The organism is Kaistella sp., assembly GCF_032060305.1.
Classification (GTDB): Bacteria; Bacteroidota; Bacteroidia; order Flavobacteriales; family Weeksellaceae; genus Kaistella; species Kaistella yananensis.
Genome location: NZ_DAMBHK010000067.1, coordinates 1 through 12,254, shown reverse-complemented (window position 1 = coordinate 12,254; position 12,254 = coordinate 1). Strand labels below are relative to the sequence as shown.

The following is a 12,254-nucleotide window of genomic DNA, read 5'->3' as shown; positions in this document are numbered from 1 at the left end:
AGTGAATTACCTTGAAAAATATCCTTTCCCCGGAAATGTTCGGCAGTTGCGGAATTTGGTGGAACAGATGACGGTAGTGGAGCAAAACAGAATGGTAAATGCCGTGAAACTTGCTGAATATATTCCCGCATCACCAAATCTTCCGGCAGTAGTACAGAAAAACGGCGGAGGAATATCGAATTCAGAATTTAATTCTGAAAGAGAAATCATGTACAAAATACTTTTCGATATGCGGAATGATTTGAATGATTTAAAATCGCTAACTTCGGAACTCATAAAGAACCGGGGAAACAGCGATTTCAGCAGTCAGGAAAAAAATCTCATCAACCGGGTTTTTACGCCGGAAACGCAGGTTCAGAATTCCGGATCGCTTCTTTATTTTGAAAACCATAATGCAAATCAGTTTCAAAATCCTACGATTATTTCAGAAGGAAATAATGAGTACGATGATGTGGAAGATATTGAAATTGAAGAAACGAAACCAGATTCGCTCTCACTTCAAAATAACGAGCGGGAACTGATTGTCAAGGCTTTAGAGAAACACAAGGGCAGAAGAAACAAGGCTGCTGACGAATTGGGGATTTCTCAGAGAACACTTTATAGAAAAATCAAACAATATAATTTAGAAGATTAATGCATACCATCAGAATTCATATGAAATTAAGACGATCTTTAAGTTTTTGTTTGTTCTCTTTTTTCTTTTTTCTTCAGAGCTGCTACAGTTTTACGGGTTCATCTCTAAGTCCTGAAACCAAGACAATTCAGATTAAAGATTTTCCAAATAATGCGGCGCTGATGAACCCAAATCTGGCTCAGCAATTTTCTACCGATATACAGAACCGCTTTTTACAGAGAACCACTTTAAAGGGTGCCGCAGAAAATCCTGATATCTTAATTGAGGGCGAAATCACAGATTACTCGATTACTCCCACTACAATTTCTTCTGCAGTAAACGCTCCGGGCGGAAACATTCAGGCAGCACAAAACAAGTTAACAATCACTGTAAAAGTACATTACGAGAACAAAATAGAGCCAGATAAAAGCTTCGACAGAACATACTCTGACGAAGCAGTTTTCAGCAGCGACCTTGATATCAACGCAATTGAAGCTTCACAGGTAAAAGTAGTGAACGAGAGAATCATCAATAAAATTTTTAACGATATTGTAGCCAACTGGTAATGAACGCAAGAATTTTAGAATTAATAAAAAATCCCGAATTATTTCAGTCTCAAGATTTGGAAATCCTGAATTCTGAAATAAAAAAACACCCTTATATACAAAGTATAAGAGCGTTGCACCTGTTCGGCATCCACAAATTCGACCCGGAAGTATACCAGCATACACTTTCGACTACCGCTGCTTATACCACCGATAAAAAAATACTTTATCAGTTTATTAACAGGAATTCAGCAGAAAGAACAACCAGTGAATTAAAAACTGATTATCAATACATTAACAAGGAAGAAAAACATAAAGAAGTCTTCGGTAAAATTAAATCTGAACCCACCGCACTTCCCAAACCTGTATATGTAAACGGTGAGTTGAACAGAATTTTATTTGAAGGGGAAGATAATTTTCTGAATGAAAAAAGCGAAGTAATTGATCTTGAATCTACATTGGAATCAGGGCAAATCGTTACCCAAAATAAAGCAATTGAAACTGTTGAAGTAGAAACAACTCCTGAAGAAACGGAAATTATTGATGAAATTCAATCAGAAACACAGGAAGATCCAATTTCCGAAACCGTTGATACTAATGAACAAATTGCGGTTGATGCTGCAGAAGTTAATTTTCAGGAAACTGATGAGTTCTTACCGTCAACTCAACCAAGTATTTCTGGAGAAACCGAAATCCAACAAACAGAGAATTTATCAGTAGAAACAATTATTGAAGAAGAAGAAGAAAAAATTTCGGAGAAAACCGATACGGTAGAAAATCCGGCTGAAATCAGTTTTCACGCTACGGAAGAATTTTTTGCTGATATAAAAATTGCACCTAAACACTCAGAACCAATATCTTACAAAGCTCCTGAACCTCAACCAAACAAACATGAGATCGAGATGCAGCGCCTTATTGCTGAAGTGGAAGCAAAAATGAAAACGGGAAAAAAGGTAAAACCTAAGGAAAAGGAGGAAGAAATTTCAAACACTGACGTTAACTTCTCTGAAACTCAGAATTTCAATATTGCCAAGCCTGAACCATCTGTTTCAGAAACCAAAAACACAGAAATTTCGGAAGAAAAAATTGAAATCCAGGCAGAGGAAAAAGCGCATAATACCATTGAAAACACGAGTTCAACACAAGAAAGAGGATGGAAACCAATGTCTTTTTCAGGCAACACTCCTGACGCGTTAATTGGTAATACGGAAAATAAACCAGAGCAAAAACCAGTTCCTGAACAGGCAAACACCACAAATGACCAACCAAACACCTCATCTGAAAAAACTGAAATTCCAGAAGAAAGACCTGTATTCAATGTTTCATTTTTCTCGCAGAATTTAGCTCCGATTGAATCTGAAACTGAAAAACAAGTTGCAGAAGAAAAAACAACACCGGAAGAAAGCAACGTTCCGACTTTCATTAACACCTGGCAAAACTGGCTAAAAATCGACAGAAGCAAAATCGAGTCAGCCAAAAAACCGATATCAAAAGCAGAAATAAAAAATACCGTCATTGAAAATTTCATCGTAAAAGAACCGAAAATTTCAAAACTTAAAGAAGAATCTGATTTTGTCGTGAAGGAAAAAAGCGATAATATTTCGCACCTGATGACTGAAACGCTTGCGAAACTTTACGTTGAACAGAAACTGTATTCCAAGGCCATCAAAGCGTACCAGATCTTATCGGAAAAACATCCGGAAAAAGAAGCACATTTCGCCGAACAGATCAATTACGTTAAAGATTTAAGACAAAACAAATAACCTAAACCTCATGAAAATGGATGCGACACTTATTATCGGACTTATATTGTTGGGATTATTAGCCGGCTATTTAAGCGGTTTGGTGGGCATTGGCGGAGGTATTGTGATGGTTCCGGTCTTGGTTTTACTCTTCGGATTTACGCAACATAAAGCGCAGGGAACCACGTTGGCACTTCTAATTCTTCCTGTTGGCATTCTGGGCGTGATGAATTATTACAAAACAGGAAATGTAGATATTAAAACAACGCTTCTGCTCTGTGCAGGTTTTGTTTTGGGAAGTTATCTGGGAAGTAAAACCGCGATTACACTTTCACAGGAAATGCTTCGTAAAGTTTTTGCAGTACTCATGTTGGTGGTTGCTGTGAAGATGTTCTTCCAGAAATAAAAAAATACGCTACTCCAGGTTTTTACGGTCAACCGCATCTACATTAATGACTTTTGCATTTCGGTCTGAATTAAAATTCCGGAATTTCCGCCAAAGTTTTTTTCCTAAAACAAGAACGGTAATAATCAGTGCAACAGCAGCGATAAATGCAATTACAGGTGCTGCTAATGCCAGAAACGACATAATTCCTGCACCGGCTGTTTCGGTAGTTGCCACAACTGAATTTCCCAAACCACCAGTTGTGGCGGTAGATGCAGCTCGCGTTCCCGCAAATCCCGAACTTATTGCTGCTGCAGTTCCGCCGCCTGCAATTAAAGCTAAAGCCCATTGCGGAAAAGTTCCGATATCGGCGAACTGGCTGGCAAACATTACAGAACCGGCGATTGTAGCCAAAGGCACTGAAATCGTATCTAAAAGGTGATCGATAAAAGGAATGTAATAGGCAAGAATTTCAGCAATCATTGCAATTCCTGTGGTAATAAGTGTAGGCAAACCGGCTAGCCACTCAAAACTTTCATTCATAGGAATCCAGCCTAAATAAGAAGCCAAACTCACCGCAAACATGGGCATAAAAACCCTGAAACCTGTAGCTGCGGCAAGCCCGATGCCGATGAACGCGCTGATGATATAAGGAAGAAAAGGAATTTGATCTGACATTATTTGTTGAATTTAAATTTAACAAACCAAATTTACAAAATAATGTATTCCGAGCTGGATTTTTATTTTTTTGATTTACAAAGTGTTATGAAATTTTCTTCCAGAGATTGATAACTGACTGGTTTTTCACTTGAAACCCAGAAAATCATCGAAATTGAGTTTTTCCCAAAAGCGTCGGTAAAAATTTCTTTGTTCAATCGGTAAGTTTCGCGAAGCAATCTTTTGATTCGGTTCCGGTCAACGGCTTTCTTAAAATACCTTTTTGAAACAGAGACGCCAAATTTTTGGTTTGAAATAAGAAAACCTTCCTGAGGTTTTTTCTCGAGATCAATAGAAATGATCCGCAAATTTCCGCAGGTCTGCCATTTTCCTTTTGCGAAAAGAAGATCGATTTCCCTTTTATGTTTAAGTTTTTCTTCTTTAGGAAATTTGAAATCAGTCATCTGTTTTCTTGAGCAGGTGGTTAATAACTTCGGCTGCGGCATACAACCCAAAAATTGCGGGCATAAAGCTGCTTGTTCCGTAAAAAGACCTTTTAAAATTCGCGCCGTCGGTCATTTTCAAACTTTCTTCATTCTGAATTTCGTTGGAAAAAACACAGCGGATTCCTTTGTTTATCTGTTCTTTTTTCAGGCGTTTGCGAACATTTTTAGCCAAAAAACAATTATAAGTTTTGCTGATATCGCGAACCATAACCTTCGAAGGATCCATTTTTCCGCCGGCTCCCATACAGCTAACAATCTTTATTTTTTTTCGTTTCGCGGTGATGATAAGTGCAAGTTTTGGCGTCACACTGTCGATACAGTCCAGAATATAATCGAATTTCTCGCTGCCTATCACCTCCTCCATTCTTTCTGGTTTCAGGAATTCATTAATTTTAGTCAGCTGAAGTTCAGGATTAATATCGAGAAGTCTTTCGGAAACCACCTCAACTTTAGATTTCCCAACAGTTGAATGAAGCGCGGGCAGCTGACGGTTAATATTCGTAATATCTACAGTGTCACCGTCAACTATGGTCATTTTACCGATTCCCGAACGTGCCAGAAATTCAGCAGCAAAAGAACCTACCCCTCCCAAACCTACCACGAGGAGATTGGCGTTCTGAAGTTTTTCAATTCCCTGTTCTTTGATAAGAAGCTCTGTTCGCTCCAGCCATTTTCTCTGCATTTTTATATCGGAATTTGTAAATTTTTGAGATTTTCTTTGATTTTCTGTGTTAAATCTTCTAAACTGATCTTTTTGAGGTCTGCAACTTTTTGATAGAGCTCCTTGATTTCAAAATTTGAAGAATCGGTTTCCAGAAATAATTTTTCAGTCGGAAAGTCTTTTAAAAAATCCTGCAAATTTACATTATACAAAACTGATTTTCCAAAACTTAAACAGAATCCGTTTTTCATGAGATCGTCGCCAATCGTTTTCCTTTTAGTGAAACCGTGTACAATCATGGGAACTTTAGCCATTTTTCGGAACTGAAGAAGTTGCGAAAATCTTTTCACACAGTGAATAATTAAAGGTTTCTGAAGGGAATTGGCGATCTCGATCTGGGCTAGAAAAGCTTTTTGCTGAAGTTTTCCGTCAACATCAATTAAGCCATCAAGTCCGCACTCGCCGATTGCTACACAGTTTTTATGGGCAGAAATCTCCCGTAACCAATTTAACTTTTCTTCAAAATCATCAGCAACAGCATCAGGATGAATGCCCGCAGAAAAGTAATTTTCTGGCGGAATTTCATTGAATTTCAAATTATAAATCCCCAAATTTTTACCTGCATCGTGGTGATGGAAATCGAAAAAACCCATCTTCAAAATTATTAAAAAAAGGCCTTAAAACATTAAACATTCGTTTGAAATTTCTTTATAATTTCTTAACTTTACGTAAAATAACAAAAATGAAGAAGAAATTTACCGAAAAGCAGATTCATATTTTGGATGTTGCCGAAAAATTAATCGCCAAAAAAGGATTTGAAGGAACCTCGATCCGCGATATTTCTTCTCAGGCGAATATTAACGTAGCAATGATTTCTTACTATTTTGGCTCGAAGGAGAAAATGATGTCGTATCTCTACCGATACCGCGTGATGAAAACCAGAGAGAGTTTTGCCGAATTTGCGGAAGTTATTAAAGACAGTAAACCCGAAATGCAGATGAAGGAACTGGTGAAATATGTAGTGAACCAGCTTTTTAAATTCAATTATTTCCATGGTTTTGTGACCCAGGAACTTCGCCATACCGAGCATCTTAAAGATGATTTACTCGAATTTTACACCACTTTTACGTCGAAACTTGATGATGTTATAAAAAAAGGAGTGGCTTCGGGTGTATTTCACCACGCACCAAAACCTGAAGATATTCTGACCTTGATTTTGGGCTCATCGCTTTTCGTCATCAGAAACAAAAATTTCTACGAATTATATGTCGCAGGAAAAGAAGAAAATTATCTGCGTGATGCTGAACAGAAAGTCCTGGCTAATCTTTTGGTGACTGTTTTTTCCGTTTTGGGTTATAACGCGTACTGATTTCAGCGCAATTTTGTAGTAAAACATCAAATGCAGATAAATTATTAGTTAAATTATCATAAAAAAAAATCTATTGATAAAAAAATTATATTTTTGCAGACTAAACCGCAGAAGATGAAAATCCATCATTTTCGCTTTAATAGATTTATGAAAAAATATTTGATAGTACTGCTTGCTTTTTTTGCTTTATCGGCCTGTAACAAACAGCAGGAAATGGCGATGAAAAGCGCAGACAAAGATTATATCCTGAAAGTTGCCAACGAGAACTTCGAAAAGAAAAAATGGACCGACGCGCTTGCGCTTTACGAAAGACTTTCGAACCTTGTTGCCGGTACCGACGATGCGCCAAATGTTGTTTACAACTCAGCCTACGCCAACTACTACGATAAAAATTACAAACTCGCAGGCCACCAGTTCAAAAATTTCTCGGTGACTTTCCCGCAGGATCCACGCGCTGAAGACGCGGCTTACATGTCGGCACTTTGTTATTACGAAGGATCAATGGATTATAATCTTGATCAGACGAGTACTGAACTTGCGATTAATGAACTCCAAAATTTCCTGAACAATTATCCGAATACAGAGAAATCTAAAAACATTAACGAACTCATCGATGAGTTGAGTTATAAACTGGAATTCAAGGCTTACGAAAACGCCAGACAGTATTATAAAATGGCAGATTATAAAGCAGCGAATGTCGCTTTTGAAAATGTTCTGAATGATTTCCCAAGTACTAAACTGGCTCCGAAAATCTACGAATACATTTTAAAATCGAAATACGAACTTGCTGTAAATTCAGTTTATGATCTCAAAAAAGACCGTATTGAAAATGCTTTGGCCTTCACAAAACAGGTAGAACGCGATATGCCGAACACCGAAAATGCGAAAACCGCAGTTGATCTAAGAGCTAAACTTCAGAAAGAAAAAGAGAGCTTCCTGGAATTGGAGAAAAAAGTAGAACTTAGAAAAAAGGAACTTCAGGATAAACAGAAAGAGGAAGAAGCCAGACTGAACCTGGAAAAAGACCAGAGAGAAGCCGAGAAGAAAGCCAGACAGATCAAAAGAGACAGCGCAGCGCTTTCAAATCCCGCACCGGCAGCTACTTTCAATATTCAAAAATAAGCTGTATATTTGCAGACTCTAAATAAAATAATTCACTGAAAATGAGCGTTAAAGATTCTAAAGCCGAATTAAGTACTATAACGTACGACAAAGATAAAATTGAAGAAAAAGTGGGTTCTATCTACGAAGCCATTGTAATTATGGGGAAAAGAGCAGAGCAGATTAATGCTGAAATCCGCTCAGAACTTCATAATAAATTAGATGAATTCGCTGTTCATAATTCTACTCTGGAAGAAGTATTCGAAAACAGAGAACAGATCGAAATCTCAAAACACTACGAAAAACTTCCGAAACCTACTTCTATCGCAATCCAGGAATGGCTTGATGATGAAATTTATTTCAGAAATACGGACGATAGAAACTAATCGCAGCGTTTTACAGACAATATAAAAAATCGCACAAGCACTATTGCTTCTGCGATTTTCTTTTTTGCAAAACTTATACTGAATCATCAGAAACGATATATCTAAAAATTTAAGTAAATTCGTTCGACTTTAAAACACTCGAAATGGCAATTCAGGGAAAAAAAATCCTCATCTGTGTTACCGGCGGAATTGCCGCATACAAAATCAATTACCTCATTCGCGACCTTGTAAAAAAAGGAGCGGAACTGCAGGTTTTGATGACACCTTCAGCGGAAAAATTTGTTTCTAAACTCACGCTTTCCACACTTTCTAAGAAACCGGTTTTTTCAGATTTCTATTCAGAAAACGGCACCTGGAACAATCACGTGGAATTTGCACTTTGGGCAGACTTAATTTTAATTGCGCCCTGCACCGCCAATACTTTGGCTAAAATGATTCATGGCATTTGTGATAATTTGGTGATCGCAACCTATATGTCAGCAAAATGTCCGGTGATGATCGCGCCGGCGATGGATCTCGATATGTATGAACATCCCTCAACCAAACAGAATTTAGAACTGGCTGAAGATTTCGGGCACATCATTATTCCTGCTGAAACGGGTGAACTGGCGAGCGGACTGGTTGGGCAGGGAAGAATGGCCGAACCGGAAAAAATCTCTAAATCCATTGAAGATTTTTTTTCTTCAAATACAATTTCGAAAAGCTTAGAAGGGAAAACAGTGCTCATTACGGCGGGCCCCACTTATGAATCCATCGATCCTGTACGTTTTATCGGAAATCATTCTTCAGGCAAAATGGGATTTTCTTTAGCGGAAGAAGCGGCAAGACGCGGCGCAAAAGTAATTTTGATTTCAGGACCTAGCTCTTTGGGTATTTCTCATCCTAATATCGAAATTCACCGCGTAACCTCCGCAAAAGAAATGTTTAATGAAGTTTTTAAATATTATGAAATTTCTGATATTGCCATCGCAAGTGCTGCGGTAGCCGATTACGCTCCAAAGGAAATCGCCAGCGAAAAAATCAAGAAAAATGATGATTCTTTAACCATTGAACTCGTTAAAAATCCTGACATCCTTAAAACAATGGGCGAAAGAAAATCGAAACAGTTTTTAGTAGGTTTTGCGCTCGAAACCCAAAACGAGGAAGAAAATGCGTTGGGAAAACTCCAGAAAAAAAATCTCGACATGATTGTTCTGAATTCGCTTCGTGATGAAGGCGCCGGATTTAAAAATGACACCAACAAAATCAAGATTTTCACCAAAAACGACCGAAAAGAATTTGCCCTGAAAACTAAAAATGAAGTAGCAAAAGATATTTTAAATGTCGTAGAACAGGAAATTCTGAAATAATATAACTAAATTTCCGTTTTCAACTTTTATCACCAACATGAAGAAACTTTTTACCATATTCATCCTTATTTTCAGTTTTAATTACAGTTTTTCTCAGGAACTTCTGGCTACCGTTCAGGTAAATGCGCAGCAACTGGGTGGCAGCAACAATCAGGTATATAAAACCTTAGAAAAAAATCTTCGCGATTTCATCAACAACACGAGTTGGACAGGAAAAAAACTTCAGAACTTCGAAAAGATAAAATGTAATTTTGCGATTGTAATTACCGAACGCGCGGGAAGCAGCAATTTCAAAGGAAGTATTGTGGTACAGGCCGTTCGCCCGGTTTTCAACACGACTTACGAAACTCCTTTACTCAATATTAATGACACCAATTTCGGTTTCGATTATACGGAGAATGAAAATCTTGTTTTTAACGAAAGACAGTTTTCCGGGAAAAACTTAATCGATGTGGTAAGTTTTTATGTGTACACGATTTTAGGGTATGATGGCGACAGCTTCAAAGTGCGTGGCGGCCAGCCGTGGTTTGAAAAAGCGCAGAAAATCTCCAACAATAGTCAGAATCAGAATTTTGCCGGATGGTCACTAATTGAAGGAACCAGAACCAGAGCCGCACTGATCGACAACATCATGAAACCGGAGCAAAATACGCTGCGCAACATTTATTACACCTATCACCGCGCCGGTTTGGATAATCTGGGAAAACAGGACCAGACTTCCGGAAAAAAAATCATTGCTGATGCGCTGATGCAACTGAAAACTTATGAAAATAATTTTCAGATGAATTATCCTATCAATATTTTTATCGACACAAAAAAACAGGAAATTTTTGATATTTTCAGTAACGGAAGCAATACAAATATTAATATGGCCGACCTAAAGTCATTATTCGTTACGCTTTCACCAAAAGATATCGACAGCAAGTGGAATAAGTGGAAATAAACCGGATGACGGGGAAATTATTGACAATCATTTAATTTCCGACTTAAAAAGCAAAACATTAAATTTGCGTTTAATTGAGTTTCCAAAAAACATTGTAATTCGCCATTTAAAACATGCTTTCAAGAATTTTCATCCAGAATTTTGCTCTTATCGATACGCTCGAAATTACTTTAAACAAAGGTTTGCAGGTAATTACGGGTGAAACCGGTGCAGGAAAATCGATTATTCTGGGAGCTTTGCGTTTAATTTTGGGCGAAAGAGCCGACGCGAAATCCATACAGAATTCGGAAACTAAAAGTATTGTAGAAGCTGAATTTGCCATCAACGATAATCTTCAGTTTTTTTTTGAGGAAAACGATTTGGATTTTGAACATCAAACCGTAATCCGCCGGGAAATACTTCCGAACGGTAAATCCCGGGCTTTTGTAAACGATGTTCCCGTAACATTGGATTTACTGAAAATGCTGTCAAAAAAACTGATTGATATTCATTCGCAGTTTGAGACTTCAAACCTTTTCGATGAAGAATACCAGTTCCAGATCATCGACGGTCTTTCGAAAAATAAAATCCTGATTTTAAAATACCAAACGGAGTTTTCAGAATACAAAAAACTGCTGAAGGAACTGGATAATTTCAAAAATCAGTTGGCGGAAAGCAATAAAGAAAGCGATTACAAAAACTTTCTTCTGGAAGAACTTCAGAATGTAAATCTGGATGACCTTGACCTGGAAGAACTTCAGAACCAGGTAAAAAAACAGGAAAACGCTGAAGCAATTACCGATAATCTTTCACAAATTTTTGCAAAACTTGATGCAGAAGAAATCGGCGTTCTCGATTCGATGACCGAGATCAAAGGCAAACTGGGGAAAGTAGCCGATCTTTCACACGAATTCACGTTACTGAACCAAAGACTTCAGGAAAATTTTATTGAATTTAAAGACATCATTTTTGAACTTCAGGACGAGGCTGAAAAAATGGAAACCAGTCCCGAAATCCTGCTCGCACTGAACCAAAAATTAAATATCGTAAATGCTTTGCTGTTAAAGCATAGTGTTCTCAGTGTTTCTGAATTGATAGAAATCCGTGACAATCTACTGAGCGAACAAAACAGTTTTGCCGATCTGGAAAACCTCATCATCCAACTCGAAAAGGAAAAAACCGATTCTGAGAACCGACTGGCAAAAATGGCCGCCGAGTTATCGGCCCACCGCCGGAAGAACATTCCAATTTTTACCAATAAAATTGAAATATTGCTCAGAAAGTTGGGTCTGGAAAAAGCGAAGATTGCCGTAGAACTAAGCGAAAGTGCGAGTTATAACAGTTTTGGCAAAGAAAATATACAGCTTTTGTTTCAGGCGAATTCCGGTTTTGCGTTGAAGCCCATTCAATCAGCAATTTCAGGCGGTGAACGGTCACGAGTGATGCTTTCCATTAAAAAACTGATGGCCGAGAACGCAGAACTGCCGACCTTAATCCTCGATGAAATCGACACAGGAGTTTCCGGGAAAGTAGCGGAAGAAATGGGAAATGTAATGAAGGAAATGTCAACGAACATGCAGCTTATCGTAATTACCCATCTCGCACAGGTTGCGGCAAAAGGAAACAATAACTATAAAGTTATTAAAGAAGACATTTCAGGTAGAACGCGCTCCAACATTATTCCGCTTAGCGAGGAGGAGAAGCTTCAGGAAATTGCGCAACTTCTTTCCGGCAGTAAAATTACAGATGCTGCCATTTCTCAAGCGCAGGAATTGATGAAATAATCATTTTTCTGCTTCAAAACAAATCTCTTAACATAATAAAAGGGCTTTAATCTCATCTATTTTGTAACAAATCTTGTTGGTTCTTAACTAATGTTTAAAACCATGAAATGTATACAAAATTACTGAAGTTAGAATTCAAGAGTTTTATCAGGAATCCACAATTCGGGGCACAGCTTGCCATGAAAATCCTGATGGCTTTCGCGTATGCCGGAATGAGTTTTACTTTTGTTATGA

The 12,254-nt window shown here is 37.9% G+C and carries 14 protein-coding genes; 10 read left to right on the top strand and 4 right to left on the bottom strand.

From position 1 onward, the window contains the following. The 4 genes from V5N63_RS09430 to V5N63_RS09415 all read left to right on the top strand — a co-directional run. Nucleotides 1–634 (top strand): helix-turn-helix domain-containing protein (locus V5N63_RS09430; protein WP_332033743.1); only part of this gene is annotated, 634 nt, incomplete at its 5' end. Between the two features lie 20 nt (nt 635–654). Next, entirely contained in the window at nt 655–1,179 is a 525-nt protein-coding gene (locus V5N63_RS09425; RefSeq protein ID WP_088468692.1) for an LptE family protein, read from the top strand. Further along, nucleotides 1,179–2,921, top strand: coding sequence for a hypothetical protein (locus V5N63_RS09420; protein ID WP_332033742.1), 1,743 nt, complete (start codon nt 1,179–1,181; stop codon nt 2,919–2,921). The genes V5N63_RS09425 and V5N63_RS09420 overlap by 1 nt, the downstream gene beginning before the upstream one ends. A gap of 16 nt (nt 2,922–2,937) precedes the next feature. Continuing rightward, on the top strand, nt 2,938–3,306 hold the full coding sequence (locus tag V5N63_RS09415; RefSeq protein ID WP_332033741.1) for a sulfite exporter TauE/SafE family protein: 369 nt from the start codon (nt 2,938–2,940) through the stop codon (nt 3,304–3,306). Between the two features lie 9 nt (nt 3,307–3,315). On the opposite strand, the gene V5N63_RS09410 is transcribed toward V5N63_RS09415, so the two are convergent. The 4 genes from V5N63_RS09410 to V5N63_RS09395 all read right to left on the bottom strand — a co-directional run bounded on the left by V5N63_RS09410 (nt 3,316) and on the right by V5N63_RS09395 (nt 5,762). Next, a complete protein-coding gene (locus V5N63_RS09410) occupies nt 3,316–3,963 on the bottom strand; it encodes a DUF4126 domain-containing protein (protein WP_088468277.1) in 648 nt (215 codons plus the stop codon). Between the two features lie 62 nt (nt 3,964–4,025). After that, entirely contained in the window at nt 4,026–4,406 is a 381-nt protein-coding gene (gene rnpA / locus V5N63_RS09405) for a ribonuclease P protein component (RefSeq protein WP_332033740.1), read from the bottom strand. Continuing rightward, nucleotides 4,399–5,130: a tRNA threonylcarbamoyladenosine dehydratase gene (locus tag V5N63_RS09400; RefSeq protein ID WP_332033739.1), complete on the bottom strand. Its 732-nt coding sequence runs from the start codon at nt 5,128–5,130 to the stop codon at nt 4,399–4,401. Before V5N63_RS09400 ends, rnpA begins: the two co-directional genes overlap by 8 nt. Before the next feature lie 2 nt (nt 5,131–5,132). After that, nucleotides 5,133–5,762, bottom strand: a complete 630-nt coding sequence (locus V5N63_RS09395; protein ID WP_332033738.1) for a TatD family hydrolase — start codon at nt 5,760–5,762, stop codon at nt 5,133–5,135. Between the two features lie 89 nt (nt 5,763–5,851). On the opposite strand from V5N63_RS09395, the gene V5N63_RS09390 reads away from it, so the two are divergent. The 6 genes from V5N63_RS09390 to V5N63_RS09365 all read left to right on the top strand — a co-directional run bounded on the left by V5N63_RS09390 (nt 5,852) and on the right by V5N63_RS09365 (nt 12,020). Next, nucleotides 5,852–6,478, top strand: a complete 627-nt coding sequence (locus tag V5N63_RS09390; RefSeq protein WP_332033737.1) for a TetR/AcrR family transcriptional regulator — start codon at nt 5,852–5,854, stop codon at nt 6,476–6,478. Between the two features lie 147 nt (nt 6,479–6,625). Next, a complete protein-coding gene (gene bamD / locus V5N63_RS09385; protein WP_332030525.1) occupies nt 6,626–7,600 on the top strand; it encodes an outer membrane protein assembly factor BamD in 975 nt (324 codons plus the stop codon). Nucleotides 7,601–7,641: 41 nt separating this feature from the next. Beyond that, nucleotides 7,642–7,965, top strand: coding sequence for a DNA-directed RNA polymerase subunit omega (locus tag V5N63_RS09380; RefSeq protein ID WP_332033736.1), 324 nt, complete (start codon nt 7,642–7,644; stop codon nt 7,963–7,965). Between the two features lie 143 nt (nt 7,966–8,108). Next, nucleotides 8,109–9,314 (top strand): bifunctional phosphopantothenoylcysteine decarboxylase/phosphopantothenate--cysteine ligase CoaBC, encoded by a 1,206-nt coding sequence (gene coaBC, locus V5N63_RS09375; protein WP_332033735.1) that lies wholly within the window; start codon nt 8,109–8,111, stop codon nt 9,312–9,314. A gap of 37 nt (nt 9,315–9,351) precedes the next feature. Continuing rightward, complete coding sequence (gene porD, locus V5N63_RS09370) at nt 9,352–10,257, top strand: type IX secretion system protein PorD (RefSeq protein ID WP_332033734.1); 906 nt, start codon at nt 9,352–9,354, stop codon at nt 10,255–10,257. A 113-nt stretch (nt 10,258–10,370) separates the two neighbouring features. Continuing rightward, entirely contained in the window at nt 10,371–12,020 is a 1,650-nt protein-coding gene (locus V5N63_RS09365) for a DNA repair protein RecN (RefSeq protein WP_332033733.1), read from the top strand. The last annotated feature ends 234 nt before the right edge of the window (nt 12,021–12,254 follow it).

Coding starts and splice junctions, on each gene's coding strand:
- V5N63_RS09425 (WP_088468692.1), top strand. CDS start 655: ATGAAATTAAGACGATCTTTAAGTTTTTGTTTGTTCTCTTTTTTCTTT.
- V5N63_RS09420 (WP_332033742.1), top strand. CDS start 1,179: ATGAACGCAAGAATTTTAGAATTAATAAAAAATCCCGAATTATTTCAG.
- V5N63_RS09415 (WP_332033741.1), top strand. CDS start 2,938: ATGGATGCGACACTTATTATCGGACTTATATTGTTGGGATTATTAGCC.
- V5N63_RS09410 (WP_088468277.1), bottom strand. CDS start 3,963: ATGTCAGATCAAATTCCTTTTCTTCCTTATATCATCAGCGCGTTCATC.
- rnpA (WP_332033740.1), bottom strand. CDS start 4,406: ATGACTGATTTCAAATTTCCTAAAGAAGAAAAACTTAAACATAAAAGG.
- V5N63_RS09400 (WP_332033739.1), bottom strand. CDS start 5,130: ATGCAGAGAAAATGGCTGGAGCGAACAGAGCTTCTTATCAAAGAACAG.
- V5N63_RS09395 (WP_332033738.1), bottom strand. CDS start 5,762: ATGGGTTTTTTCGATTTCCATCACCACGATGCAGGTAAAAATTTGGGG.
- V5N63_RS09390 (WP_332033737.1), top strand. CDS start 5,852: ATGAAGAAGAAATTTACCGAAAAGCAGATTCATATTTTGGATGTTGCC.
- bamD (WP_332030525.1), top strand. CDS start 6,626: ATGAAAAAATATTTGATAGTACTGCTTGCTTTTTTTGCTTTATCGGCC.
- V5N63_RS09380 (WP_332033736.1), top strand. CDS start 7,642: ATGAGCGTTAAAGATTCTAAAGCCGAATTAAGTACTATAACGTACGAC.
- coaBC (WP_332033735.1), top strand. CDS start 8,109: ATGGCAATTCAGGGAAAAAAAATCCTCATCTGTGTTACCGGCGGAATT.
- porD (WP_332033734.1), top strand. CDS start 9,352: ATGAAGAAACTTTTTACCATATTCATCCTTATTTTCAGTTTTAATTAC.
- V5N63_RS09365 (WP_332033733.1), top strand. CDS start 10,371: ATGCTTTCAAGAATTTTCATCCAGAATTTTGCTCTTATCGATACGCTC.